The sequence below is a fragment of the Pseudomonas capsici genome, from assembly GCF_017165765.1.
Lineage (GTDB): Bacteria > Pseudomonadota > Gammaproteobacteria > Pseudomonadales > Pseudomonadaceae > Aquipseudomonas > Aquipseudomonas capsici.
In genome coordinates, this window is record NZ_JAFGZD010000001.1 from 159,840 (window position 1) to 185,476 (window position 25,637).

Annotated in this window: 20 protein-coding genes; 9 read left to right on the plus strand and 11 right to left on the minus strand. The window is 59.1% G+C overall.

Annotation, left to right across the window (positions count from 1 at the left end; all coding sequences use genetic code 11):
• Positions 1–2: 2 nt before the first annotated feature.
• The 9 genes from tssI to tssB form a co-directional block, all read right to left on the minus strand.
• Entirely contained in the window at positions 3–2,009 is a 2,007-nt protein-coding gene (tssI, locus tag JSY17_RS00720; protein WP_206401042.1) for a type VI secretion system Vgr family protein, read from the minus strand.
• A gap of 62 nt (positions 2,010–2,071) precedes the next feature.
• Positions 2,072–3,124, minus strand: coding sequence for a hypothetical protein (locus JSY17_RS00725; RefSeq protein ID WP_206401044.1), 1,053 nt, complete (start codon positions 3,122–3,124; stop codon positions 2,072–2,074).
• A 63-nt stretch (positions 3,125–3,187) separates the two neighbouring features.
• Positions 3,188–5,749: a type VI secretion system ATPase TssH gene (gene tssH, locus JSY17_RS00730; protein ID WP_206401045.1), complete on the minus strand. Its 2,562-nt coding sequence runs from the start codon at positions 5,747–5,749 to the stop codon at positions 3,188–3,190.
• Positions 5,750–5,751: 2 nt separating this feature from the next.
• Complete coding sequence (gene tssG, locus JSY17_RS00735; RefSeq protein ID WP_206401047.1) at positions 5,752–6,771, minus strand: type VI secretion system baseplate subunit TssG; 1,020 nt, start codon at positions 6,769–6,771, stop codon at positions 5,752–5,754.
• Positions 6,735–8,531, minus strand: a complete 1,797-nt coding sequence (gene tssF / locus JSY17_RS00740) for a type VI secretion system baseplate subunit TssF (RefSeq protein ID WP_206401048.1) — start codon at positions 8,529–8,531, stop codon at positions 6,735–6,737. Before tssF ends, tssG begins: the two co-directional genes overlap by 37 nt.
• Positions 8,515–8,964, minus strand: coding sequence for a type VI secretion system baseplate subunit TssE (gene tssE, locus JSY17_RS00745; protein ID WP_117164858.1), 450 nt, complete (start codon positions 8,962–8,964; stop codon positions 8,515–8,517). Before tssE ends, tssF begins: the two co-directional genes overlap by 17 nt.
• 15 nt (positions 8,965–8,979) lie before the next feature.
• Positions 8,980–9,477, minus strand: a complete 498-nt coding sequence (locus tag JSY17_RS00750; RefSeq protein ID WP_117164857.1) for an Hcp family type VI secretion system effector — start codon at positions 9,475–9,477, stop codon at positions 8,980–8,982.
• A 75-nt stretch (positions 9,478–9,552) separates the two neighbouring features.
• Positions 9,553–11,040, minus strand: coding sequence for a type VI secretion system contractile sheath large subunit (tssC, locus tag JSY17_RS00755; RefSeq protein ID WP_117164856.1), 1,488 nt, complete (start codon positions 11,038–11,040; stop codon positions 9,553–9,555).
• A 34-nt stretch (positions 11,041–11,074) separates the two neighbouring features.
• The gene (gene tssB, locus JSY17_RS00760) at positions 11,075–11,635 is read right to left on the minus strand and encodes a type VI secretion system contractile sheath small subunit (protein WP_117164855.1); all 561 of its coding nucleotides are present in this window, start codon (positions 11,633–11,635) and stop codon (positions 11,075–11,077) included.
• 192 nt (positions 11,636–11,827) lie between these two features.
• On the opposite strand from tssB, the gene JSY17_RS00765 reads away from it, so the two are divergent.
• Genes JSY17_RS00765 through tssA form a run of 5 tightly spaced genes read left to right on the plus strand, consistent with a single transcriptional unit; the run spans position 11,828 to position 19,363 of the window.
• Positions 11,828–12,298 carry a YajG family lipoprotein gene (locus JSY17_RS00765; protein ID WP_117180983.1) on the plus strand — a complete coding sequence of 157 codons (471 nt, stop codon included), beginning with the start codon at positions 11,828–11,830 and terminating at the stop codon, positions 12,296–12,298.
• Between the two features lie 50 nt (positions 12,299–12,348).
• Positions 12,349–13,683: a type VI secretion system baseplate subunit TssK gene (tssK, locus tag JSY17_RS00770; protein WP_206401050.1), complete on the plus strand. Its 1,335-nt coding sequence runs from the start codon at positions 12,349–12,351 to the stop codon at positions 13,681–13,683.
• 18 nt (positions 13,684–13,701) lie between these two features.
• Positions 13,702–14,472, plus strand: a complete 771-nt coding sequence (locus tag JSY17_RS00775) for a DotU family type IV/VI secretion system protein (protein WP_117164852.1) — start codon at positions 13,702–13,704, stop codon at positions 14,470–14,472.
• Entirely contained in the window at positions 14,469–18,284 is a 3,816-nt protein-coding gene (locus JSY17_RS00780) for a type VI secretion system protein (RefSeq protein ID WP_206401051.1), read from the plus strand. The genes JSY17_RS00775 and JSY17_RS00780 overlap by 4 nt, the downstream gene beginning before the upstream one ends.
• Positions 18,281–19,363 carry a type VI secretion system protein TssA gene (gene tssA / locus JSY17_RS00785; protein WP_206401053.1) on the plus strand — a complete coding sequence of 361 codons (1,083 nt, stop codon included), beginning with the start codon at positions 18,281–18,283 and terminating at the stop codon, positions 19,361–19,363. Before JSY17_RS00780 ends, tssA begins: the two co-directional genes overlap by 4 nt.
• A gap of 687 nt (positions 19,364–20,050) precedes the next feature.
• On the opposite strand, the gene JSY17_RS00790 is transcribed toward tssA, so the two are convergent.
• The gene (locus tag JSY17_RS00790; RefSeq protein WP_200998177.1) at positions 20,051–20,968 is read right to left on the minus strand and encodes a LysR substrate-binding domain-containing protein; all 918 of its coding nucleotides are present in this window, start codon (positions 20,966–20,968) and stop codon (positions 20,051–20,053) included.
• 185 nt (positions 20,969–21,153) lie between these two features.
• Between JSY17_RS00790 and JSY17_RS00795 the strand changes: the two genes are divergently transcribed.
• The 4 genes from JSY17_RS00795 (at position 21,154) to JSY17_RS00810 (ending at position 25,183) form a co-directional block, all read left to right on the plus strand.
• The gene (locus tag JSY17_RS00795) at positions 21,154–21,903 is read left to right on the plus strand and encodes an SDR family NAD(P)-dependent oxidoreductase (RefSeq protein WP_206401054.1); all 750 of its coding nucleotides are present in this window, start codon (positions 21,154–21,156) and stop codon (positions 21,901–21,903) included.
• Between the two features lie 93 nt (positions 21,904–21,996).
• Complete coding sequence (locus JSY17_RS00800) at positions 21,997–23,301, plus strand: MFS transporter (RefSeq protein ID WP_117164846.1); 1,305 nt, start codon at positions 21,997–21,999, stop codon at positions 23,299–23,301.
• A gap of 17 nt (positions 23,302–23,318) precedes the next feature.
• The gene (locus tag JSY17_RS00805) at positions 23,319–24,167 is read left to right on the plus strand and encodes a transketolase (RefSeq protein WP_200977858.1); all 849 of its coding nucleotides are present in this window, start codon (positions 23,319–23,321) and stop codon (positions 24,165–24,167) included.
• On the plus strand, positions 24,164–25,183 hold the full coding sequence (locus tag JSY17_RS00810; protein WP_206401055.1) for a transketolase family protein: 1,020 nt from the start codon (positions 24,164–24,166) through the stop codon (positions 25,181–25,183). The genes JSY17_RS00805 and JSY17_RS00810 overlap by 4 nt, the downstream gene beginning before the upstream one ends.
• A 56-nt stretch (positions 25,184–25,239) precedes the next feature.
• Here JSY17_RS00810 and JSY17_RS00815 read toward each other — a convergent pair whose 3' ends face one another.
• A complete protein-coding gene (locus JSY17_RS00815; RefSeq protein WP_200977859.1) occupies positions 25,240–25,575 on the minus strand; it encodes a hypothetical protein in 336 nt (111 codons plus the stop codon).
• Positions 25,576–25,637 lie beyond the last annotated feature (62 nt).

Genomic DNA, 25,637 nt, shown 5'->3' on the forward strand with positions numbered 1-25,637 from the left:
TCTCAATTGACTTGCACCAGACCGCCCTTGATGGTCAGCATGCCGCCGCCATCCACGGTCTGTGATGCGGCGGCCTTGTTGGTCAGGCTGATACCCGCGTCGTTGGTCAGGGTCGTGCCGGCCTTGTTTTCCAGCGATGTCCCCGCCTGATTGGTCAGTGCCGTTCCGGCCTTCTGGGTGATCGAGGTACTGGCTTGCACCGCCAGATCCGCACCGCTCTTGATCGTGAAACTGCCGCCGCTTTCCAGGGTGATGGTGCCGCTGACCTTGAGGGTCAGGTTGCCGTCCACGGTCAGGCTGTAATTGCCGGTGACCTTGTCGGTGTAGTTGCCGCCTGTGCTGTGGGTCTGGTCGCCGCCGACCTTGACGGTGCGGGTGTCCTTCACGTCCAGCGTGTCGCTGCCGGTCTGGATGGTGACGCTGCGCTTGCCCTTTTCCAGGGTGACGGTTTCGTCGCCTTCCTTGACGGTGCGGGTACGGGCGTTCTGTACGGTCAGGGTTTCATCGTGGCCGACGGTGACCGTGGTGTCGTTGAGCACATTGGTCTTGAAGTCTTTCTGGGCTTGCAGGAAGACTTCCTCGGCGTCCTTCTTGTCCTCGAAACGCAGCTCGTTGAAACCGCCGCCGCCCTTGGATGAGTTGGTCTTGATCCCCGATTGTGTCTGGTTGGCGGGCAGGGCATAGGGCAGGGCGTTGTCGCCGTTATACACGCAACCGCTGACCAATGGCCGGTCCGGGTCGCCGTCGATAAAGGTGACGATCACCTCCTGGCCGATACGCGGCACGAACTGCATGCCGAATCCCTTGCCGGTCCAGGGCAGCACCACACGCACCCAGCAGGAGCTGGTTTCATCGTTCTTGCCGTCGCGGTCCCACGGAAACTGGATCTTGATCCGGCCATATTCGTCGGTCCAGATTTCTTCACCGGACTTGCCGACCACGGTCGCCGTCTGGGTGTGCATGCGCGGTTTGGGTGTCAGCCGTGCCGGGCGAAAGGTCGTGGCTTTGGGGATGGCCTCGAAACGGTTGCGATAGCCTTCATGACTGGCTTCGTGGGTAACCGCCGTTACTACCCAGTCGATATTCAGCGTCGCATCGTCATGGCCGCTCAGGGTGAAATAGTGCCCCGGCACCAGCCAGCGGCAGTCGCTTTCACCGATAAAGCGTTTTTCCTGACTGCGCAGGCCATCGACCCGTTGCTTGGTCAAGGCATCGCCCCGCGCCTTGGCGATATAACCGCCCGGATGCTCATACATCGACAACGGCCCGGCCTTGGCTTCGGCCTTGCTGTACAGCGAAGTGGTGGGCGTGGTGAACTCGTAATCCGACGCCGAATACACCCCGGAAACCGCCTGCAACACCAGTTGCCCGGAACGAATCCCGTGCAGCTCCCGATTGCCCATGCCCTGACCCAGATACTTCACCGCCGGCCCGTTGGGAATCGCCGGAAACGCATCGTTGTTGTCCGCCAGCACCAGCGTGTGCTTGCCTTCCTCATGGGTGAAAAACCAGAAAATCCCTTCCTCTTCCAGCAGGCGCGACACAAACGCAAAATCGGTTTCACCGTACTGCACGCAATACTCGCGGGGCGTGTAACTGCCGGTCAGCGACAGCTTGTGATCGCTGAAACCGTGGTCAGTGAAGATCGACGTCACGATGTCCGACGTGGAGAGGTTCTGAAATACCCGGTTATTGCTCGCCAGCGTCAACCACCACAACCATGGCCGCAGCAACACCTGATACCGATCCGCCGTGGCGTCGGCTGGAAGCTGACGGATTTCCGCAACCAACGCATCCATCGGCCGCAGCATCGCATCGTTATGCAGCGTGGTGGTGACGTGAGTGGCGATGGCGGAAGTCAGCGTCAACGCGGTATCCGCCTGACCATGCAGGAAATACTGCCCCAGAGTATTGAGGGATTCCTCGCCGCTGATGGAGTCAGGGTACAGCTCGGTGAGGGCTGAGCCGGTCAGGGAGAGGCTGGTTGTGGTGTCGGTGGAGCGGGGCATCAAGAGTCTCGTTGAAATAAATGAAGTTTATTTTGATAACGTTGTTTTCAGAAGCGCTTTTGTCAAAGTGGTATTCTTACTTTTAAGTTGGTTCTTTTGAGGTGCATTGAGTCTGCACCAGCAGGAACTATAGAGGTAATCGAATTTGTATTTGGATCGGCTGTTATATATTCGGGGAGATGTATTTTCCAGGTGAAATATGGCTTCTCTCTTATCCAATGCTCTGGGTAACTGACACTAGAGGCTGTGTCAGCTTTCCAGTAGTTTTTACTCCCTTGTTTTGTTCTTACCCCTGATGGGGTCAAAAAGCGAGTTCTTGTGGTTATATATGACTTTCCTGATTCGATGATAACTTGATGTGACTTGGGAAAGGTTATTCTTTGAGCGGTGACTGTGTTTTGTATAGTCGGCATTTGAGTCGACATTGTAATTTCAGCATCACTAGTAGAAAAAAGATTGTATTCAGGTGATGCTGTTAGCGTTATTCCTGAACCCGTCCAGCCCTTGGCGCGTAAAGTATTCGCGGTGATATCTGCCGCAGAGCCAATCGCAGCATGGTAGGTGTTGTTTGTGGCGTCTTTTCTGACATAAGAATTGCTGGTTCGTGCGGCGTAACATTGTTTTAGCGCTATAGTTTTCAGCCCTTCGATGCCCGGGGCAAATATAGGGTCAGTGATTATTGCTGGACGAGGCGGTGGCCAGTCCGGGAAAACGGTTTCAATAAAATCTTTCTGAGGTACTCCTAGATAGGTTTTGTTTTCCTTATCAGCGTGTGCACCGATTTCTGCTGTTAGGGAGCCATGTCCAAGTATCACAATTTTTCCCGGGTTTCCGCAGTTGTGTAAGCACCAGATGTAGTCGGAAATATAGTTGAATTCATGTCCTGCAATTACATCGTTAATGTCAACTTTTATTATGGTTGCCACTTTTTCGTTAGCAGGGTCTGCAAAGAATGTCATCCAGCTCAACGTAGTGGCATGCATGGCTCGGTCCATTAATCGTATCCTTGTACCTCCTTTCACGAGTTTCATGTAAATGCCCGTGGAGAACTCCTCCCACTCATGATGAGCTGTTGTCCCTACGAGTATGTACAGTATTCTGTTGTATCTACTCATTGAAACTCTCCGTTAGTATACTCTTTCGATCAATGCCCACATTTTCTATAATGTGCTGGGTTGCTACTCCAACACCCACTCCGCCAACTTCCCCGTCACCTGCTTCATCAACACATTCTCAATATCCCTCGCCCCGGCCCCGCTGCATTTCGCGAGTACGGCCTTGACAATCCCGTTATCAAAATCAAACTGCTTCCCCGTAGCCGCCTTGTACCGGCCACGCAATTTCTCCAGTTTGGCCAGCACGATTCCTTCCAGTGTCGCTTCATCCAGCGGGCGATAAGGCACCACGGTCATGCGGGCGAGGAAGGCGGGGCGGAAGGCTTGTAGCAGGACTTTGTGCAGGCGTTCGTTGAACGGGTCTGTGTCGAGTTCGGCGGTTGGGGTGTCGAGGATCAGTTCGGCACCGACGTTGCTGGTGGCGAGCATGACGGTGTTCTTGAAGTCCACCACCAGGCCGGTGCCGTCTTCCATCACGCCTTTGTCGAACACGTTGTAGAACGCTTCCAGTACGTCCGGGTGGGCTTTTTCGATTTCGTCCAGCAGCACCACGGAATAGGGTTTGCGGCGTACCGCTTCGGTGAGTACGCCGCCGGTGCCGTAACCGACGTAGCCGGGTGGCGCGCCTTTGAGTTGGCTGACAGTGTGGGCTTCCTGGTATTCGGAAAGGTTGATGCTGATCAGGTTGCGCTCACCTCCGTACAAGGCGTCGGCCAGGGCGTAGGCGGTTTCGGTCTTGCCGACGCCGGTAGGGCCGGGGAGCAGGAACACGCCCACCGGTTTCTGCGGGTCGGTCAGGCCGGCGCGGTAGGCTTGCAGACGTTGGGCGATGGTGTCGAGAGCGGCTTTCTGGCCCATGACCCGCTGGCCCATGCGCTGCCCCAGGGTCCGTACGGCATGGGCCTCGTCGGCGAGCATCTTGCCGACCGGGATGCCGGTCCATCCTGCGATCACGGCAGCGACGGTCTTGGAGTCGACCTGTTCCGGCACCAGCGGATCGTCCTGGCGAATGGCGTCCAGACCGGCTTCCAGGCGCACCAGTTCCGAGGCCAGGTAGTCGATGCGGCTGTCGGTGTCCGGGTCGCGTTTGGCGAGGTCAGTATTGGCGTCCACGCGCTCGCTCAGAGCCAGCAGCTCGCGACGGGTTTCCAGCAGCTCGCGCACGGCTTCACGCTCTTCGCCCCAACGTACTTCCAGTTCACGAATGGCTTGCAGGTTACTGGTGGATTCGCTTTCCAGCGTGGTAATGCGTTCCCGGTGATCGAGGCCAGTGGCCTGTTCGCGGCGCAGGCGTTCGAGTTCTTCTTTCAGGCTTTGCTGGCGATGGCGCAGGCTTTCCAGCGGCGGTGGAACGTCGTGTTGGCCGAGGGCGACACGGGCGCAGGCGGTGTCGAGAATGCTGATGGCCTTGTCCGGCAGTTGCCGCCCGGAGATATAGCGGTGGGAGAGTTTCACCGCATCGTGAATGGCCGCATCCAGTACTTGCACCCTGTGGTGCTGTTCCAGTTTGCTGGCCACGCCACGCAGCATTTCCACGGCTGTGGATTCGTCCGGTTCTTCCACCTGCACCAACTGAAAGCGTCGGGCCAGTGCCGGGTCTTTCTCGAAATACTTCTTGTATTCCATCCAGGTGGTGGCGGCCAGGGTGCGCAGTTCGCCGCGTGCCAGTGCGGGCTTGAGCAGGTTGGCGGCGTCGCTGCCACCTTCCGCGCCACCGGCACCGATCAGGGTGTGGGCTTCGTCGATAAACAGAACGATCGGCTTTTCGGCGCTGCGCACCGCGTCGATCACGCCTTTGAGGCGCTGCTCGAACTCGCCTTTTACACCAGCACCGGCTTGCAGCAGGCCAAGGTCGAGGACCCGCAGGCTGACATCCTGCAAGGAGGGCGGCACATCACCCGCGGCAATACGCAAGGCCAGGCCTTCGACCACGGCGGTTTTACCCACGCCCGGTGCGCCCACCAGAATCGGATTGTTCTGGCGACGGCGCAGCAGGATGTCGATGCACTGACGGATTTCCCCGTCGCGCCCGACAATCGGGTCGATGCGTCCGGCATGGGCATCGGCGGTCAGGTCCTGGGTGTACTGATCGAGGGTCGAACTTTCAACCGCTCGTTCTGGAGCTTTACCGGGCTGGTTCTGTGCTGCACTGGCAATGTGTTCACGAGACGCCTGTGCCCACTCCTGCAAGTTGTTACGCAGGACATCCTTGGGAATGCGCAGCAACGAAGATGCGCTGTTGAGCAACAGACTGCGACGTTCATCGCGGTCCAGCAGGGCCAGCAACAACAGTCCCGAACGAATGCTTTGCTGACCCATGACACTGGCCTGCACTACGGTGTCTTCCAGCAGACCGATGGTCTGGGCGGACAGTGCCGGTGTGCGGGTACTGCCGGATTTGAACAGTTCCAGCGCCTTGTTGATCTCGGCGGTCAGCGCATCGCGTTCCAGACCGAAACGCGGCAGCAGGCAGGCCAGGTCACCGCCTTCGATATCCAGCAGTTCCAGCAGCAGGTGTTCGATTTCAACGTAGTGATGGCCGCGTTGCAGGCAGCGCTGCGCGGCGCGTTCCAAGGCGCGGCGGCTGTCGGCGTTGAGGCGTGCTATCAGGCTGCCAAGTTCCATATTCAGGCCATCTCCGCTTGGCGCAGCCGGGTGTCGATGCGCTGCACATCTTGATTGGGTTTTCTACGCAAGCCACCGTTCCAGTTCAGGGTTGGTGGGTTCTCGCGATTCATGACCATTGGCTCTGCACCTGACACCAGCAGGGTCAGTGAGCAGTCCAGGTCGGGGCCGAAATACAGGGCGGCCATGCTTGCCAGTTGCTGATGGGCTTCGCCGTCAGGCAGCAGGCGTCTGGCTTGATCGTTCTGCAACGGGCCGATGGTCAGACGAATACCGGCATGTTCATCCCAGACGCGAGTCCCGGCGATGGCGGTACTGCCCAGTTTCAGGTTGCGGCCACCGGGTTTCAGCAGGCTGCGGCTGGCTGGCGGAATGCTGCGCCATGCGCCTTCATAGGCGCTGATCTGTACCGGCAGGCCGAAATGCTGACGCACGATGGCAGCGAAGCCGGCCAGTGAGCGACGACCGCCCGAATACAAGGCACTGCGCGCCATGATCGCGGCATCGGGCAGTGCCTGGCGTTCCTGCAGGGATTTGGGTAGCAGACCGGTCAGTGCGCGCAGCTGCGCCTGCACCGGGCTGGCAGAGGGCACCGAAAAGCCCAGCGCCACCCGATGCTTGCGCAGCACCCGGTAAAGCAGACTGAGCAGGCGATGCTGGAACAGGTCGAGAAACTCGGCAGGCGCATGATCCTTGGCGCGGGCGCGTTGTTGCAGCCATTCCTGAAAGGCGTAGGGCAAAGGGCCGTCGGGGCCGCCCAGACCGAAGACCGGTGTGGTCAGCACCGGTTGCTGGCCGGGCTCCTGAGTCAGGTTTTCGACTTCACTGGAGGCGAACAAGGGTGTCAACGGGCCGCGCAGGCGGATGGCTTCGGCCTGGGGCGAGGTGCCGGTGCCCAATGGCGAAGCCTGGGGTTGTTCGCGCTCCAGAATCAGCAAGGCCTGCAACAGCTCGAAAGCCTGTGGCTCCTTGCGCAAGACCTCACTCAGAGGGACAGGGGCATGCCGGCCTGGGGTTGCCATGTCTTGACCTCCTTGTCCGAGTTGACCAGTACCGTGCGCACGAAGCGGTTGGCCGTGGCGTAGAGCGAGAAGAATTGCGCCAGCACTGCGGAAAACAGCACTGCGCTATTGCCGACAAAGTGTTCCGGGTCCAGTTGCAGGCTGACTTCCAGCCCGTTGCGCCAGCCGCGCCAGGCATCTTCACCGACCTGGGCGATGACCCGCTCACAGGTCATTTTTTGCAGGCCTTCGATCTGCCGACGGGCACTGGCCTCGTCGCGCAGGTTATGCAGGCTGAGGATTTCCTTGAGGGCTTCCAGCGCCTTGGGACCTTCCACCAGCGACAGGTGGTTGAGGTTCAGTTGCGAAATCAGCCGCCAGCGCGACTCGCCACTCAGTTGCGGAATGCTTTGCGAGCTGGGCGGGTTGATCAGGCTGGCTCTGGCCACCGGGCCGGGCCGCTCGAAACTCAGCGGGGTTCCGGCATTCAGGCTCTGGGCCAGATGGCGATTGGTGCAGAGCAGTTCGGCTGTCAGGCTGTAATTGGGCGCATCGAGCAGCGGGTCGAAGCGGGTGTCGACCAGGCTCAGCATCAGATCGCTGCCCAACCGGTTGGGCGTCAGTCCGCTGATGCGTCGGGCATGCCAGTAGAGGCTGCTGTCGCCCAGGCTGTGCTGGCTGCCGTAATAGGCAGGCACCGGGCGCGCACCTTGGGGCGAAGCGGCACGCATGCCACGGATGCTGTGGATCTCGACGCTGTTCTCGCGATGGCTGTCGGCAATCAGCCGGTATTCGCTTTGCGTGCCGTCCGGACGCAGCGGTTCGGAGGTGCGTGGGAACAGGTTGATTGCCGGGGTGCAGCCCAGGGCGATATCGCTGGCTTGCAGGTGCAGGCGAGCCTGGGGTGCGCGATCGAAGACGATATACAGATAGAGCGTGCGTCCTTCAACATGGGCCGTGTTCAGCGGGATATCGAAGAAGTGGAATTTTTCCGGGAAGGCGAAATACTCGGCGAGCAGCCGCATGCCCGGATGTACGCCGTCTTCTTCCGGCAGCAGGGCTTCGTCGTTGGCGAAACCGGCAATTGCCGGCAGGTCGCCATGGGCAACCGGCTGGCTGCCCGGTGCGCCGCTCAAGACCTTGACGGCATGGGCGCCCAGCAAGTCGTAAAGTGCCGCGTTCACCACCGGCGAAGCGTCCAGATGCAGGCGCAGATGTTCAATGCTCAGTTGTGCCCAGTCCGTTGTTTCCCCCTGGCACTCCAGCGTCAGGCGCAGGGCCGATCGGGCCTGGATGACACCGGTCAGGGCCTGGGTTTCTTCCGCATTGAGCAGCACCGCTTCGCTGATCTGAATGGGCCACAAGGTGACTTCGGCACTGGTGCGAAAGTGGATGCTTTCACCTTTGGTCGTGGTGACAAACAGCGGTGTGTCCCGGGGCAATGCATAGCCCGCGGTCAGATTGCCTTTGCTCGGGTCCGGCTCGAAGCGAACGATGCTGCACGAGGGCAGGGGCCTGATGGCCAGCGGGTAAAGCTGTTCGAGCAAGGCGTTGCTGAACTCGTCGTAATCGTCATCGAGACGTCTTTGCAGGCGCGCGGCAAGCAGGGCGAAACCTTCGAGCAGGCGCTCGACATGCGGGTCCTGGCTTTCGCCGGGCGACAGCTCCAGGCGTTTTGCAACCTTGGGGTAGCGGTTGGCGAATACACTGCCGGCATGTCTGAGCCAGGTCAGTTCGCGCTGGTAATAATCGAGCAGTTGCGGGTCAATCGAATCGCTCATGGCTGACCTCCAGCCCGGCTTCCGAGGTCTGCACCACAAATGCCACGGGCCATTCCTGACGGTCATGGCGCAGGGTGCCGCTCAGGCGAATATCCAGTTGCCGAGGACGTCCGGGCATGGCTTGTACATCCACGCCGCTGAGGTGCAGTCGTGGTTCGAAATGAGTGATTGCAGCGCGGATTTCCCGCGTGATGCGGCGTCGGTCATCGCTGTTGCTGGCTTGCAGGGCACTCCAGTCGGCGATGCCGTAGTCGAGCAGGGTGGGGGGCGTGGTCATGTTCCCTGAAGCGCGGCGGGTATTGAGCAGGCGCAACAGTTCGGTCCGTACCGAGTCGGCCAGAGCCTGGCGGTCGAAGAACCTCGTGTGCTGCGTCTGCTCCTCGCTGAAAGCCAGGCGCTCGAATAACGGCGGACGAATGCCTGTGCCTGGCATGGCGAGTTACCTTTATCAGCTGGCTTTCTTGTTGGCGGCCAGGTCCCAGCTGGTGCCGGCCACGCCTTCCTTGGTGCCATCGTCTTTCTGGGCAGTCAGTTCCCATTTGATCTTGGTGAAGTTCAGCGAGATGGTTTCCACCGGCTTGCCGCCCGCACCACCGCTGACGCTGACGTTGGACAGCACCACGTTGTCCAGGGTGTAGACAATGAACGGCATGATCTGACCGCTGCCTTCGGAGGCGTTGCGGCCAATGGTGATCTTGGCGGTGGCGATCGGCTTGCCCGCGCAGCAGTAGCTGTTGAGGTTGGGGGTGGAGCTGTCGACGAACTTGGTCAGGGTGAACTCACCGACGTGAGGTTTACCCGAGGTACGTTCCGAGTTGCTGACGTCGTTTGTCACTTGCATGGCAACGTTATGGCTGTAGGACATGATTTCGATCTTGTCCGTGAAGCCTTCGAGCATGCTGTCGCCTTTAATATCGTCACCCAGATCCAGAATGATCGCATCCATCGGGTGTAACTCCTGCAAATTGGCAAAAAGAAAGTGGGGGAGAAGTCCTGCGAGCCAGGCCCGCAGGACTCAGGGTCAGGCTGCTACCGGCGGTGGCAGGCTGGCGACCAGACGGATCGACGCGGTCAGTTCTTCCAGCTGGAAGTGCGGACGCAGGAACACCGTGGCCCGGTAGGCACCCGGCTTGCCGGGAACCTCGGTGATGTCCACGCGAGCTTCACGCAGCGGGTACTGGGCCTTGATTTCCTGGGGGGCGTTGTCGTTGATCAGGACGTAATCCGCGATCCAGTTATTGAGGTAAGTCTGGACGTTGTCGCGGGTCATGAAGCTGCCGACCTTGTCGCGCATGATCACTTTCAGATAGTGAGCGAAACGCGAGGCAGCGAGCACGTACGGCAACATGGCGGAAATCCGGGCGTTGGCGTTGGCTTCGTTGGTGTTGTAGAGCTTGGGCTTGTTGGTGGTCTGCCCGCCGAAGAATACAGCGACGTCGCTGTTTTTCTTGTGGCAGAGCGAGATGAAGCCCAGGTCGTTGAGTTCTTTCTCGCGACGGTCGGTGATCGCCACTTCGGTCGGGCACTTGAGCGAGAGATCGCCCGAGGACGTGCGGAAGGTATGCGCTGGCAAACCTTCGACCGCACCACCGCCTTCAGCACCGCGAATCGCCGCGCACCAGCCGTATTTGGCGTAGGCTTCGGTGATGCGCTGGGACAGCGCCCAGGCGGCATTGCCCCACAGGTATTTGCTGTGGTCGGTGCCGGTGACATCTTCCACGAAGTTCATGCCTTCCACCGGGCAGGTGTCCGGGCCGTAAGGCAGACGCAGCAGGAAGTTCGGCAGTACCAGGGAGACATAGCGCGAATCTTCGCTTTCGCGGAAAGAACGCCACTTGATCAGTTCCTGGCTTTCGAACACTTTGGCCAGGTCACGAGGCACGGCCAGTTCGGTAAAGCTGCTCATGTCGAACAGGCGCGGGCTGGCGGCGGCGATGAATGGCGCATGGGCGGCGGCTGCAACGTTGGACAGCTTCTCCAGCAGGCCGATGTCCTGCGGATGACGGCCAAAGGTGTAGTCGCCTACCAGCACGCTGAACGGGTGGCCGCCGAAGGTGCCGTATTCTTCTTCGTAGATCTTCTTGAACAGCGCGCTCTGGTCGAACTCGACAGCCTTCTCCAGATCCGTCTGCAGTTCTTTCTGCGAAACGTTGAGCAGGCGCAGTTTCAGGCGGGTGCTGGTTTCGGTGTTCTGCACCAGCGAATGCAGGCCGCGCCATGAGGCTTCGAGCTTCTGCAGGTCCTCGTGGTGGAGGATCTCGTTGAGCTGATCGCTGATCAGCGAGTCGATCTGGCTGATGCGGTCGTTGATCATGGCGACGGTGTCTTTGTCGATCGCCATGCCTTCATCGAGGACCTGGGTGGCGAACTCGGCAAGCATGTCGCGAGCGTAGCCTTGCTGGCTGTCGTCATGGGCCATGCGGCCTTCGGCGATGATCTTGTCCAGCAGGGACAATGTCTGGGTTGAGCCTTCGCTGCCTTGATTCTCAGCGCTGTTTGATGTGGCCATGGTTAATCCTCAGCGAATGGGTGGGCGATGACAATCAGGCTTGCGGCTCGGCAGGCGACTCTTCGGCTGTGTCGGCACCTGCTTGTGGCGCTCCCGTTTCGCTTTCAGGACGGGCCGATTTGATCTGTTGCAGACCTTCGGTGTTGGCGACGACTTCCTGAAGCAGCTTGTCCAGATCGTCATTGCCATCGAGCTTGGTCAGCAGGTCACGAAGACGCTGGCGGGCTTCGAGCAGGCGACGCAGAGGCGTGACTTGCTTGACCAGATTGATCGGATCGAAATCGTCGATGTGGCTGAAGCGCAGCTCGACGTTGAGCTTGCTGTCATCACCGCTGAGGGTGTTGTCGACCTGGATGGCCGTGCGTGGAGCGATGGAGGCGAGCACTTCATTGAAGTTGTCGCGATCGATTTCGACGAAACGTCGATCAATGAGTTTTGCAGGGGGAGCATCAGGTTTGCCCGACAGGTCGGCCAGGATGCCGACTACAAGAGGCAGTTCCTTTTTTTCAATGGCATTGCCGATTTCTACGTCGTAGGTGATCTGAACGCGAGGAGGGCGGACCCTGTCTAGCTTGTGCTGAGTACTCTCGGCCATGGTGGCTGAACTCCGATGCATAAGGCGGGCGCAATGCAACGGTTTCCCAATGCTCGCATTCCCTTGCTTGACCGCAGAACAGATCCGCACAGGTCTATTTCTGCAATCGTCTAAATTCGTCGTGGTGGCGAATTGGCCTTGATGCTATAACAGGAACGCCCAAAAGCAATACAAAATTTTTCTTGGACAATCATGATCGCAAAACAGTTCAAATACCGACAATGGATTGCCGTATTGCTGGCTGTTTTCACGCTGACGGGTTGTTCTTTTCTGGATCCAAAAATAAGTATCGATTCGCTGATTCTGGACGTGGCATTGCGAGCCAACGATGACTCGCCTGTCGCTGTCGATTTCATTTCCGTCAACGACCCTGACTTGCTCAATAAACTGTCCGGCCTGACTGCCAGCCAGTGGTTCAGCGAGCGTGAGCAATACCGCCGCGACTACCGCCAGCTCATGGCTATCTGGGGCATGGAGCTGGTGCCGGGACAACTGATCGAATCGGGCACTTTTCCGCTGGACGGCAAGCCCTCCATGGGGCTGCTGGTTTTTGCCAATTACAATACCCCCGGCGCGCACCGCCTGCGGCTCGATGGTCAGCGCAGGATATGGCTGAAATTCGATAGCCGGGAAATGACGCTGTTCGACGAAAATGCCCATTGATCTCGCGTCGCACTGACCATGCGCCATACACAGGATGCCAAGGAAACCTTATGAGCGTGCTACCTGATGCAGTCTGCTGGCACGAAGGCATGCAATTGCTGCCCCAGCATTTTCAGTTGCAAGGCTTGCGGGCCGAAGTGCTGGCCGCCCATCTGGCCCAGGCATCGAACCCCTGGTACTGGGGTGTTTCGAACCTTGATCTGGACCCTTCGGCTCTGTTTGCCGGGCAGGTTCGTATTCTGGCGCTGGACGCCACCCTGCCCGATGGCATGCCCCTGAGCATTCGTGCCGGATCGGGGCCGATGGTGGAGCTGGATATCAACGAGGCCGCTGCGGCCTCCGCGACCTCCACGGTGATGGTCTATCTGGCGATCAGCCCCCTGTGGCGCGCCGGTCAGTTGCTGCCGCTCAAGGGGCGTCTGCAATCGGTGCTCGGCGACTCGCTGCCGGATCTGGCCAGTGGCGAAAACCCGGAAACCATTACCGTCTGGCGACCCAACCCCCGGTTGGTCACCGAGGCCAACAAGGCCGACTCCATTTGCTTGCCTCTGCTGCATTTGCGGAAAGAGGGCGGTGGTTTCGTGCAATTGCCCTATGTTGCTCCGACACCGTTGATCCTGCCGGAATCCTTGCTGGGTCGACGCATTGCCGAGCTGTGCGCCCGTACCCGGGAGAAATGCATGTTTCTCGCCGGACGCTTGCGTCAGGCCCAGCAGGCAGGTAACCAGGACGATGCCGAGGAAATCCGTCTGCAGTCCGCTGCGCTCTGGGCCAGATTGCCCGAGGTGGAAGGTGCCCTGAGCAGCCGGGTCGCCACGGCCCAGGGCCTGCATGGGTTGTTGCTCGGAATGACCGGTAGCTGGTCGGTACTGGACCCGGTTTCGGGCGTACCTGCTTATGCGCCGCTGGATTTTCTCGATCTGTATCGCGGCTACGATCAGGTGCTGACCTGGCTGGAACGCACCCTTGAACAGGTGCGGGTGGGCTTTCGCAGCCTGCCGTTCGAGCAGGCCGAACATGTCTTCTCCATTACGCTGCCCGAACAGAAATCCCGTCAGCGACTGGTGGTCGGCTTGCGCATGCCGGCCGGAGCTTCCGAACAGGCAGCCATCGAATGGCTGGGCAGGGCGATCATCGCTTCCGGTCCGCACATACCCGTGCTGGCCCGCCAGCGCATGAGCGGTTTGCCTCATCAGGTGATGAGCCGTCAGGAACAGGTGGCCTACAGTACGGGCGACGATACGCGGCTGTTTGTCATTCAGGCCGCTGGCGAGTGGTTCGATCCGACCCAGCCTTTGCACATCGTTTCATCTGTTTCGGGAGGCGCTGTCAGCCCCTGGCAAGTCGTGTTGTTCATCGACAAAACCACCCACGAATCCGCCTGAGTACGGTAGGGAAGTTGTATGGCTGAAGGGAATGCCGTTTCGCGGGGGCGTGTCATGCAGGATGCACCTCTGAGTAGCGCTTTTCGTGAGGCGTGGCAGCAATGGCTGACCGCCTGGAACGAACTGGACAAGAGTGGCGAAGACACCTCGAAACTGGTCGAGGCGGTGGCCGAACTGTCGACGCGAATCACCCGCAGGCTCTGGCGCAATGCATTTTCCAATGTAGGGGATTCTGCGACCCAGCAAATGAAAGCCATGGTCTATGCCTTTGTCGCGCTGGTGGACGAAACCCTGCTGTTCGCCGACTGGTCGGGACAGAGTGCCTGGCAGGAAAAACCTCTTGAGTCACGTCTGTATTCAAGTCGTCAGGCCGGACAACGCCTGCCGCTGGAAATCAAGCGCTTGCTCGATGAGCAGGTTTCCACCAATCGCGATTTGGGCAATGTTTACCTGCTGTGCCTGATCCTCGGCTTTCACGGTCATCTGCGTGGCGAGCGCGGTCAGGCCCTGCACGAAAAATGGCGTCATGCTCTGTTTACCTTCACCCGTCAGCGCGAACCTGACTATGCCAACGTCAGCCAGTTGCTGGCTGAACCGTCCAATGTGGCACCTCGTCAGTTGCCGTTGCGCAGGTCCCTGCCTGACGGCCTGCGTCTGGGGCTGGTGATTCTGGCGTTCACGCTGTTGTTTATCGGTATCGGGCAATTGTTCTGGCATGACATCGGCCAGCGCCTGGAACCGGTCCTGCATCTGGCGACACCCTTTGTCGTTGTGGAGGGCCTGTCATGACGCTGACAATGCTGGGTTGGGTCATCGGCATTGTTGTCATTCTGCTGATTCTGCTGCTGTGTATCTGGTGGTTGCGTACTCGTGGCGGGGCAGCGATACGCAGTTTCCATTTTGCCGTGCGCCAGATGGAGAAGGATCAGGGCGTACGCGATCACTATCAGACTTCCTGGCTGTTGATGGTGGGCGATGAGGCTCAGGGCTCTCAGCTGTGCTCGGCCTGGAATCTTTCGCCAACGGACAAGCCCGCATGGTTCGGTCGTTGGTGGTCCGATCCCGAAGGCGCGGTTCTGGTGGTGCCGCAGTCGCTGTTCATGCCTGAAGAAGGCATGAAGCTTCAGGGCAACGGTTGGGCCAGTTTGCTGAGTCTGTTGTTGCGTATCCGTGGCCAGCGCCCGCTGGACGGGGTGGTGTGGAACATCTCGGCGGCCGATCTTCTGGATGGCGAGCGTGCGGCTTCCCTGGGGCTGGCGGCGCGTCGGCGCTTTATCGAGCTGCTGCAACGTCTGGGGCTCAGTGTGCCGGTGTATGTCGTGATCAACGGCATGGACGAGATTCCCGGCTTTCAGGATCTGGTCACGGCTTTGCCCCAGGACACTCGCCAGCAGATTCTGGGCTGGAGTTCGCCTTATGACCCGGAAATGGTCTGGCAATCCCAGTGGAGCGATACCGCCCTCGATTCCGTGGTTCAGGCACTCTCGGAAGCCATTGTTCAGGTCGGTGCGTTATCGGGCAGCCTGAGTGGCGAGCTGAGTTTCCTGCCCGAGCGCCTGAAGGATCTGCGCCGCTCTCTGCAAATGCTGCTGGAGCCGGTCTTTCAGGGCAATGCCCAGGGCGAGGCGGTGCGTTTTCGGGGGCTGTATTTCACCGCCGATCAGGCATCGGCTCCGGGCCATGAAACCCTGTCGGCAAGCGATGCGCCGCTCATGCAGAGCGTCTTCGCTTCGGCTCTCTGGCAACATCGCATCAATGCCGAACGCGGGCTGGCGCAACCTGTGCCACGCCTGTTGCATCTGCGTCGACGCTGGCAGCGGGTTACGGCTATTGGTGCCCTGGTCTTTGGCGTGGTCTGGGGCATTTCCATGCTCTGGGTCTGGCGCTATTCGATCGATGAAGCCGATGAGCTGTCGCGGTTGTTGCAGGAGGCTCAGCGCAATTACGTGCAGGTCAACGATGACTCGCACCGGCAGGAACTGACCCGAAGCAATGTGCAGGCGTTCTGGAATGTGTTGCAGAATGCACCGCGCTGGCATTTCGCTTCTCCGGTTTATCCCAGCTCCTGGTTCTCTTCGCTGGATACCCGCCTGGATGGCGTGCTGCGGCATATGTCCATGAGCCATATGCGTCAGCCCTTGCATGACTTGCTGCTGGCCCAGACCAACGAGTTGCTGGCAATCACCGATAGCGACCGGCGCTCCGTTCAGGAGGGCGATGACCCTGCGCTATGGCCAAGTTACGTCAAGGCCAGGGATCTGGTGGAGCGGGCAACCCGCCTGGAACAGATGAACAATCTCTACAGCCTGTCCCTGAGCAACCAGAAAACCCCGCTGGAAGATCTGGTGCCCCTGAGCAATAACGCCCTGGGCCTGAACCTCAATGCGGGCACCTTGCATCGCGAGTCCTTCTACAACCGGTTGCTGGCGGAAAAGAGCAGTGCATCTCTCCAGCCTCTGGATCTGCTGGCCCATCGCAAAGAGGTGACTGCCAACTTCACCAAACTCATGGAGAAGTGGCTGGTTCAATACTATCGGGCAGACAACTTCATCACCGCCGCCGGTTATCTCAAGCTGCATCTGGAGCGTCTGGAGTCGAGCACCGAGAACGACCTCGAAGAACTGGAGCGTATCAAGGACCTGATTGACGACTTGCAGGCGGTCATCGACCTGACCAACGCGACCTGGAGCCGTGGCAAAGGCCAGGAACTGGTGCCTGGTTATCTGGCGATGATGGAAAGTGTCAGGCAGAGCAAGCTGCTGGGGCCGCAGGTTGCTCAGGAGCTTGAAAGCCAGGCGGCCCAGTTGCAGCACAGCTTCAAGGGGCAATGGATCGCCCAGGGGGCCGCGAGCAATAGTCTGCTGACCCAGAGTGGCAGCGGGCAACTGTCCTTGCAGGAGCGGGTTTCGCAATTGCACGCAGCCATCAACTCGTTGTTGCGCCGCGACTTCGTGGCCAGTGCCTTGCGTCAGGATGGCCGTGGCGAAAACGGGCCGGCGCAGCATGTCGATAACGACGGCCTGAGCATCGCCCTGAACCACTACAACAGCTACAAGCTGTATGCCCGTGAAGAGCTGCCGAATATTCCGGCCATGTACCGTCCGGCCATGTTGAGCACCGCCGAGGAGGCCGCCGCCGATTCCATGTGGTCGAGTCTGAGCACCCATGCGTCTTCGTCAGCGTCCCAGGAAGAGCTCCGGCTTTTCGATATCCGCACCGATCAGGCACTGGAGTTGCACAAGGCCTTTATCGAACTCAAGCATCCCCAGCTCGCCATCAGCCTGCAGAACTACCTGAACCGGGTGGCACTGGCAGATATTGCAGTAGCCTCCAGCATGGTGCTCGAACAACCGTTGTTTCGGGATCGCGCCGATATCAGTGAATGGGATGGCGGAAAAAACTTCGGGCTGCAATTGTTGAGAGCCACGGATGCCCAGGACCTCAAGCGCGGTCTGGACCAGCAGTTCCTGGTGATTTCCAAGATCACCGAGCAACATGCTCCGGCCGTGGAGTGGCTGAAGACGCAGTTGCAGAACCTGCCTCTGGTGAGTGTCGAGGAGGTGACCCGGTTTGCCTCCCTGAGTGAGGAAATGAACAAGTACAAGGCGCAGAACCCGTCCAGTTCTCCGGCCCTGATCACTCAATTGCTCAGTCGCGACTTCAATGAGATGGACGAGAACACCTGCCTGACCATTCTGCAGTCGGCCAATGTGCCGGTCAGCACCGGGCAGTTGACCCAGCGCTGGCTGAATCTGCAACAGGCGGCTCTGCGCCGTTGCCAGTTGCTGCAACAGCAGCAGGGCACCGCAGCCTGGAACGCGCTGGCCAGTTACTTCAATCAGTATCTGTCGGGGCGTTTCCCCTTTGCCCATGACTTGAGCGCGGCGGATGCCGACCCGGCAAGGGTCCAGCATTTCCTGACTCTGATCGACGAACGTTTGCCACAGGCTCAGGACGGACTGAGGAATGCTCCCTCCCGCGATCGTGCTGCGGCTGTCGAGTTTCTTGAGCGCCTGAAGCTGGCCCGACCCTGGCTGGGTGCGCTGCTGATGCGTGACAAGGCGGGGCTGGTGGGAGCCGACATGGAAATCCAGTGGCGCACCGATCGGGACAGTGAGCGCGGTGCCGATCAGGTCATCAGCTGGAAGCTGGTTTCGGGCAATCGCGAAATCAGCTATCCGGGCCAGGCGCAGCAGGTCCTGCACTGGAATGTCGGTCAGCCGCTCAGCCTGATTCTGCGTTGGGCTCGGGATGGTACTCAGCGCCCGGTCAACGATCCGTTGCAGTCCGACCTGCGTGTCAACGGACTGGAAGCCGAATGGCAATACCTTGGGCCGTGGTCATTGCTGCGCCTGATGAGTGCCCATGTATCGGTGCAGCGGCAACCCAATGTCGATTACACGGAATTCCCGCTGTCGCTTGAGGTGCCTGTCCATGCGCCTGCCAATGAGGAAAACCAGGCCCTGATGTTCGTGCGTCTTTCGTTGATGAGTCAGGGCGGCAAAGCCCCGTTGTCCATTCAACCCTTGCCGGTGCAGGCCCCGCGCTCGCCGTTCGGTTCTGCCCCTCGTTCAGTAGTTGATGCTGGAGTGTATCGATGAGTCAGCTTTCGTCACGGGTCAGCGAACTGCTGGAACCCTTGTCTGGAGAGTCACCCTGTGGCGTGAACCTTCGTCACGAACCCATCTATGACCGCCTGCGCCAATTGCGCCGCGAAGATGACACCAGCTTGCCGATGGGTGTCTGGCAGGCCGATATCAAGCGGGCAGACTGGGGGCAGGTGGAAGCGATTGCGACCTCTGTACTGCTCAGGGAAAGCAAGGATCTGATGATCGCCGGCTGGCTGGGCGAGGCCTGGCTGCACAAGGATGCCCGCTCTGGCATCGTCGATGCGTTGAGTCTGTTGATCGGCCTGTGCGAACGCTACCCGGAAGATCTGCATCCACAACCGGCCGATGGTGACCTGTCATGGCGGGCCACTCCGCTTGAATGGATTGTGCGTCGCTATCTGGAGCTGTTGCGCATTCAGTTTCAGTTTTTCGAGGGCAAAGAAGGCGAGTTCGCCGGTTTTGCCCTGGGCGACTGGCAGAAATTGCAGCGCAATCGAGTGCAGGTCAACGACAGCAAGGCTTCCAAGGTGGCCGCCGAAGCGGCTGCTGGCGATCAGACACGACTCAATGAACGGGTGCGCAGCACGCCGGTTTCCTGGTGGTTGAGCAGTTTTGATGTCACTCAGGTCGCGCTTCGCCAACTGGAGGCGCTGGACAACTGGAGTTCCGGGTATTTTGCCGAGGATGGCCCGTCGTATGCTCCCTTGAAACAGACGCTCGAATCACTGGCGGCCGTGTTCAAGGAGTTCATTGCCATGCACCCGGCACAACCTTTGCCACCCGAAACCGAAGAGGTCACTGCCGACATGACGATTGACACCCCGCTCGAACCGAACGCCGAACCTGCCCCGGCACGGGCCTTGGGTGAGCCCCGCAATCGTGAAGAAGCTTATCGGCAACTGTTGCTGATAGCCGACTACCTGGCCCGCAACGAGCCTCACAGCCCAGTGCCTTACCTGATCCGCAAAGGCGTGGAGTGGGGCAACAAACCCCTCAAGGAACTGCTTTCGGAGCTGATTACCTCCGATGCCGAGGCAAGAAGGGTCTGGGCGTTGTTGGGGGTGCTTTAGAGTACTTTGAAGCCGCCATGGAGCAATATCATGGCGCAAAAGGTTAGATATAAGCTGCCAAAGGATATCTCTCTCGGCCTGGGAATATAGCGTCAAAATCACGGTTCCCTTTCCGAGAGTTACAAGGGCCACATAAGAATTGTAGATTTTCCAAATCGTTACACCACAATGTAGCAGTTTCAACAACATTAAGAGGTATGAGGTTTTGGCGAGCCGATAATCTCAATGATGTGCTTTGTGTCCCTATTTTGAATATATTCGCTATTCCTCCGTTCATCGCACCCGTGTAATTTGTGGATATACCATGAGGATGAATGAATGAGCGGAGCTCCAGCTCTTCACCCATCGCTACAATTCCCTGCGTGTATCTCGATTGAGAAAGTATATGGTCCAGATGTAGGCAAAATGTCGGGAGACGTCGGCCACAGCCTGGACAAGTTGCATTACATTCGTCGCCTGCACCAAAATTTTTTGCAGCCAAAGAAAAGGCAGCACTTGTCGTCACCACGCTTCGCGTATTTTCCCATGTTACATTGCCACCTGCGTTGACAAGTACTTTCATTTTATGGCCTTCCTTGATGTTGAAGTGCAACGGTTTTTTTTGTTTATGAATAAAAGTTTAAATATTGCATATATTGATATTAGGGCATTGTTCATAGGTGCCTGAGTACTGTCATTTCTTTCCCCTCAATACGAAAAATCCCGCCCCAACTCACCCTGCATCCATTCCAGAAAACGTTTCACCCTGGGAAAACCGGCATGCGCCTTGGGGAATACCAGATGGTGGGCGGTGATGGGCGCGCTCAGTTCTTCGGGCGATACGGTCACCAGATCGCCTCTGGCCAGATATGTCTGAGCCAGCAGGGTGCTTTCCAGGGCAAAGCCAAGACCCTGACTGGCGGCTTCGAGGGCCATGTAAGAGCGGTCGAAACTCAGCGGGTAGGGTTTTTCCGGGCGGGAAAGGCCGTGCCGGGCAAACCATTGTGGCCACTTGATAAGGGTTGCTTCGGACAGGATCAGCGGGCTGCCGAGCAGGTCTGCCGCGCCATGGACGGGACTTCTCTGCAGCAGGGCCGGTGAGGCCATGACCGCGATCTGTTCGTTGCGCACGGTGCGCACTTCCAGCGTTGGCCAGTCGGGCAGGCCATGGCGAATGTCCACATCGATCTTGTCGCGGCTGAAGTGCAGGGATTCGTAGGAGCACGACAGATTCAACTGGATATCGGGGTGGCTCTGGCGAAACTTTTCAAGGCGTGGCATCAGCCACAGGAAGCCGAAACTGGGTGCGGAATGCAGCCGCAGGCAGTCCAGGCTGACATCGCTGGAAGCCCGCTCGGTGGCCACGGCGAAGCTGTGCAGTATCCCTGAAATTTCCGACAGGTATTGTTCGCCCACAGGAGTCAGGGTCACGCCCCGTGCGGTCCTGAGAAACAACTGGCGACCGATCATCGCTTCCAGCTTGGCCAGTTGATGGCTGACGGCCGAGGGCGTCAGGTTGAGCTGTTCGGCGGCGCGCGCCACATTACCGAAGCGGGCGGTCTGTTCGAAGGCTTGAATGGCCTTCAGTGGTGGCAGATTGAGCGAAGGGTCGCCTGGGGTATGCATGCGGGTTTCCGGTCTGGTCAGCTTTTCTTTGCGTCCAAATATCACTCATTCACTTTTCGAGTGCTGATTTTTTTTCAGCACTTGCTGAAAGTCGCGTTATTGCTCAGGTCCGGGGCGGGGCACAAGCTGAGTCATCGATTCGACCTGGGTCGATCCAATAAAAACAATTCATGAGAACCCTGCCCATGATTCTTAAAGACAAGATCGCAATCATCACCGGCGCTGCCTCTGCACGAGGTATCGGCCGAGCCACTGCCGTCACTTTTGCCCAGCAGGGCGCTCGCGTGGTCATTCTGGACCTGGACGAGTCAGCCGCCCGTGACGCCGCCGCTTCGCTGGGCGAAGGTCATCTGGGACTCGCCGCCAACGTGGCCAACGAAGAGCATGTCAGCCAGGCTGTCACCCGTGTGCTGGAGCACTTTGGCCGCATCGACGTGCTGGTCAACAACGCAGGTATCACGCAGCCACTCAAGACTCTGGATATCGGTCGCAGCGATTACGACAAGGTACTGGACGTCAGCCTGCGCGGCACCTTGCTCATGTCGCAGGCGGTGATCCCGGCCATGCGCAAGCAGACAAGCGGCAGCATCGTATGCATGTCTTCGGTTTCCGCCCAGCGCGGTGGTGGCATCTTCGGTGGTCCTCACTACAGCGCGGCCAAGGCCGGTGTACTGGGCCTGGCCAAGGCCATGGCGCGCGAACTGGGGCCGGACAATGTGCGCGTCAACTCCATTGCGCCGGGCCTGATCCACACGGACATCACCGGTGGCCTGATGCAGGATGAGCGTCGTCACGCGATTATCGAAGGCATTCCCCTCGGACGTCTGGGCGTGGCTCAGGACGTGGCCAATGCCGCACTGTTCCTGGCCAGCGATCTGTCTTCGTACCTGACCGGCATTACTCTGGATGTGAATGGCGGCATGCTGATTCACTAAACGGGCGGGCCAATCCTGCCCGCACTGTTCTGTATCGATGATACCGCCGGGTCACGAGCCTGGCGGTCAATAAAAACAAGAGATCAGACCATCATGATAACGACCACCCTGTCTGCGGACGCGGCAACCACCGTGCGCTCCAACGCCTATCGCAAGACCGCCTGGCGGCTGATGCCATTCCTGATGCTGTGCTACCTGTGTGCCTATCTGGACCGGGTCAATGTCGGTTTTGCCAAATTGCAGATGATGAACGACCTGGCCCTGAGTGAAGCGGTCTACGGCCTGGGTGCCGGCATGTTTTTCATTGGCTATTTCCTTTGTGAGGTGCCCAGCAACATCATCCTGCACCGTGTCGGCGCAAGGGTGTGGATCGCCCGCATCATGATCACCTGGGGCATCATTTCCGGCATGTTCGCCTTCGTGGAAACCGCCTGGCAATTCTACGTGCTGCGTTTTCTGCTGGGTGTAGCCGAAGCCGGCCTGGCTCCCGGTCTTCTGCTGTACCTGACCTACTGGTTCCCTTCCTATCGCCGTGCGCGCATGACCGTGCTGTGGTTTGTCGCCATTCCTCTTTCGGGAATGATCGGCGGGCCGCTGTCCGGCTGGATCATGAACAGCTTTGCCGGTTACCACGGCTGGGCGGGCTGGCAATGGATGTTCGTCATCGAGGCCATTCCCACCGTTGTGGTCGGCTTGATGGTACTGGGCTATCTCAAGGATGGCGTGCATCAGGCCACCTGGCTCAATGACGATGAGAAAGCGCTGGTCCTGCGTGAGCTCGAAGAAGACAACAGCCAGAAAGTCGTCCATGAATCCACGGGTGCCTTTATTCGCGACCGGCGTCTGTGGTTGCTGGCGGGCATCTACTTCTGCGTGGTCATGGGCCAGTACGCGATCACCTTCTGGTTGCCGACACTGGTGCGCAATGCCGGGGTATCCGATCCGTTGCACATCGGCCTGCTGAGCAGCGTGCCTTATATCTGCGCCATCGTCGCGATGCTGTTGATGGGGCGCAGCGGTGACAAGCATCGCGAGCGGCGCTGGCATCTGGTGATCCCGATGATCGCCGGGGCGGCCGGCTTGAGTCTGGCAGCCGTGATGGGTGGCAATCTGCTGCTGTCGATCATGAGCCTGTGCCTGGCTGCGGCCGGAATCCTGTCCGCGTCATCGCTGTTCTGGATGCTGCCTACCACCTTGCTGGGTGGCGTATCGGCAGCGGCAGGCATCGCGGCGGTCAACAGCTTCGCCAACCTTGCCGGCTTCTGTTCCCCCTATCTGATCGGCTGGATCACGAGTACGACAGGCTCCAGTGCCATTGGCATGTACCTGATTACCTGCGTGCTGATCTTTGGTGCCTTTCTGGTGCTGCGTGTCCCGGCTGCCCTGGTCAACCGCTAAGTTGAGGAGTTTCCCGAATGACTGCTACTGATACATCGACCGGTGCCCTGACACTGGCGCAACGTGCTCACAATATTCGCCGCAATGCTTTGCTCATGGGCCAGGTTCAAGGCCAGGGCTATGTCGGTCAGGCGCTGGGTGCTGCCGACCTGCTGGCCGTGTCCTACTTCCACGCCATTAAGCTGCGGCCCGAAGACCCGGAGTGGGAGGGCAGGGACCGGTTCTACCTGTCCATCGGCCACTACGCGATTGCCTTGTATGCCGCATTGATCGAGGCCGGAGTCATTCCTGCCGATGAGCTGGAAACCTATGGCTCCGATGACAGCCGTCTGCCGATGTCGGGTATGGCCGCTTACACGCCAGGCATGGAAATCACCGGTGGCTCACTGGGTCACGGGCTGGGTATCGCGGTGGGAGCCTGCCTGGGCCTCAAGCGCAAGCAATCGTCTTCCTTCGTCTACAACCTGCTGTCCGACGGCGAGTTGAACGAAGGTTCGACCTGGGAAGCGGTCATGTCCGCTTCCCACTGGAAGCTCGATAACCTGATCGCGATTGTCGATGTGAACAACCAGCAGGCCGATGGCCATTCCAGCGAAGTTCTGGCCTTCGAGCCCATCGTCGACCGCTGGCAGGCCTTTGGCTGGTTTACCCAGCGGGTGGATGGCAACGATCTGGGTGCGCTGGTCAAGGCCTTCGATGCTGCGCGCAACCACAGCGGGACACAGCCGCGGGTCATCATTTGCGATACCCGCATGGGCAAGGGGGTTCCCTTCCTGGAAACCCGCGAAAAGACCCACTTCATTCGTGTGGATGAACATGAATGGGATATCGCACTGGACAATCTGGAAGCCGGGAGAACCGTATGAGTACCTTGAAAAACACTACGCCTGGCAGCGAAGCGCCGAAGAAACGCCTCACCACCTCGGCCATGATTGCCTCCATTGCGGGCGAAGGCCAGGCAACCCGTCCGGCGCCCTTTGGCCATGCCCTGGCGGCACTGGTCGATCAGCGTCAGGACATCGTCGGGCTGTCTGCCGACCTGTCGAAATACACCGATCTGCATATCTTCGCCAAGGCGCATCCCGAGCGTTTCTACCAGATGGGCATGGCCGAGCAATTGCTGATGAGCGCCGCAGCGGGCATGGCCCGGGAAGGCTTCGTACCGTTCGCGACCACCTATGCGGTGTTCGCCTCGCGTCGTGCCTATGACTTCATCTGCATGGCGATTGCCGAAGAGAACCTGAACGTCAAGATCGTCTGCGGCTTGCCGGGCCTGACCACCGGTTACGGTCCAAGCCACCAGGCCACTGACGATCTGGCGATCTTCCGGGCCATGCCGAACCTGATGATCGTCGATCCTTGCGATGCCCTGGAAATCGAGCAGGCAGTGCCCGCCATCGCCGCGCACCAGGGGCCGGTCTATATGCGTCTGCTGCGGGGCAACGTGCCTCTGGTGCTGGACGAATACGGTTACACCTTCGAGTTGGGTAAGGCGAAAACCCTCAGGACCGGCAATGATGTGTTGATCATCTCCACCGGCCTCATGACCATGCGCGCCCTTGAAGCGGCCAAGAAGCTTCAGGCCGATGGTGTGGACGTGGCGGTATTGCATGTTCCGACCATCAAGCCGCTGGACGAGCAGACCATCCTGGCCGAAGCCCGTAAACCGGGCCGACTGGTAGTGACGGCTGAAAACCACTCGATCATCGGTGGTCTGGGCGAGGCGGTGGCAGGTGTACTGCTGCGCAACGGTGTAACCCCGACCTTCCGGCAGATTGCCTTGCCGGATGCCTTCCTGGATGCCGGAGCACTGCCGACCCTTCATGATCGTTACGGGATTTCAACCGACGCGGTCAGCCAGCAGATAAAAGCCTGGCTCTGAGTGCAAAAAGAAAGGGGCGCCTGTTGAAGGCGCCCCTTTTGGTTTTCGGCTTTTTATCAACTGCAGGCTTCTGCATGAATATCCTCGGCCGTGGAGTCACGAATGATCGGACCCATGCTGCTGACCGGGTGCGACTGTTCCATGATCTCCAGCGTTGCTCCGGTACCGACCAGATTCACCGTGCGGTTCTGGCAGTCATAGACACGCTTCGAATACATCACGCCCAGAAAGCCTTCACGTTTGGTAACGACGATGCGTTTACCGGCGTTTCCGCTTTTTTCCACCAGAGCGTAATTTCCGGTTGGGTCGCTGGGAACAACGATGGCCTTCTCGATGGCATGGGCCGAACATACAGGGATCAATAACCCCAACAAACAAGCCTGAATTTTCATCGGTGCTCCTGCGGATGAACTGTGCTGTCTTGGATCCAAAAGTACTCCTGTGATGGCATTTT

What these genes read in the sequence shown, in the direction of transcription:
- JSY17_RS00815 (WP_200977859.1), bottom strand. Translation starts at nt 25,575, where the DNA reads ATGAAAATTCAGGCTTGTTTGTTGGGGTTATTGATCCCTGTATGTTCG.
- tssI (WP_206401042.1), bottom strand. Translation starts at nt 2,009, where the DNA reads ATGCCCCGCTCCACCGACACCACAACCAGCCTCTCCCTGACCGGCTCA.
- JSY17_RS00750 (WP_117164857.1), bottom strand. Translation starts at nt 9,477, where the DNA reads ATGGATGCGATCATTCTGGATCTGGGTGACGATATTAAAGGCGACAGC.
- JSY17_RS00765 (WP_117180983.1), top strand. Translation starts at nt 11,828, where the DNA reads ATGATCGCAAAACAGTTCAAATACCGACAATGGATTGCCGTATTGCTG.
- tssK (WP_206401050.1), top strand. Translation starts at nt 12,349, where the DNA reads ATGAGCGTGCTACCTGATGCAGTCTGCTGGCACGAAGGCATGCAATTG.
- JSY17_RS00780 (WP_206401051.1), top strand. Translation starts at nt 14,469, where the DNA reads ATGACGCTGACAATGCTGGGTTGGGTCATCGGCATTGTTGTCATTCTG.
- JSY17_RS00795 (WP_206401054.1), top strand. Translation starts at nt 21,154, where the DNA reads ATGATTCTTAAAGACAAGATCGCAATCATCACCGGCGCTGCCTCTGCA.
- tssE (WP_117164858.1), bottom strand. Translation starts at nt 8,964, where the DNA reads ATGCCAGGCACAGGCATTCGTCCGCCGTTATTCGAGCGCCTGGCTTTC.
- tssH (WP_206401045.1), bottom strand. Translation starts at nt 5,749, where the DNA reads ATGGAACTTGGCAGCCTGATAGCACGCCTCAACGCCGACAGCCGCCGC.
- tssG (WP_206401047.1), bottom strand. Translation starts at nt 6,771, where the DNA reads ATGGCAACCCCAGGCCGGCATGCCCCTGTCCCTCTGAGTGAGGTCTTG.
- JSY17_RS00800 (WP_117164846.1), top strand. Translation starts at nt 21,997, where the DNA reads ATGATAACGACCACCCTGTCTGCGGACGCGGCAACCACCGTGCGCTCC.
- JSY17_RS00810 (WP_206401055.1), top strand. Translation starts at nt 24,164, where the DNA reads ATGAGTACCTTGAAAAACACTACGCCTGGCAGCGAAGCGCCGAAGAAA.
- JSY17_RS00805 (WP_200977858.1), top strand. Translation starts at nt 23,319, where the DNA reads ATGACTGCTACTGATACATCGACCGGTGCCCTGACACTGGCGCAACGT.
- tssF (WP_206401048.1), bottom strand. Translation starts at nt 8,531, where the DNA reads ATGAGCGATTCGATTGACCCGCAACTGCTCGATTATTACCAGCGCGAA.
- tssB (WP_117164855.1), bottom strand. Translation starts at nt 11,635, where the DNA reads ATGGCCGAGAGTACTCAGCACAAGCTAGACAGGGTCCGCCCTCCTCGC.
- JSY17_RS00725 (WP_206401044.1), bottom strand. Translation starts at nt 3,124, where the DNA reads ATGAGTAGATACAACAGAATACTGTACATACTCGTAGGGACAACAGCT.
- JSY17_RS00790 (WP_200998177.1), bottom strand. Translation starts at nt 20,968, where the DNA reads ATGCATACCCCAGGCGACCCTTCGCTCAATCTGCCACCACTGAAGGCC.
- tssC (WP_117164856.1), bottom strand. Translation starts at nt 11,040, where the DNA reads ATGGCCACATCAAACAGCGCTGAGAATCAAGGCAGCGAAGGCTCAACC.
- tssA (WP_206401053.1), top strand. Translation starts at nt 18,281, where the DNA reads ATGAGTCAGCTTTCGTCACGGGTCAGCGAACTGCTGGAACCCTTGTCT.
- JSY17_RS00775 (WP_117164852.1), top strand. Translation starts at nt 13,702, where the DNA reads ATGGCTGAAGGGAATGCCGTTTCGCGGGGGCGTGTCATGCAGGATGCA.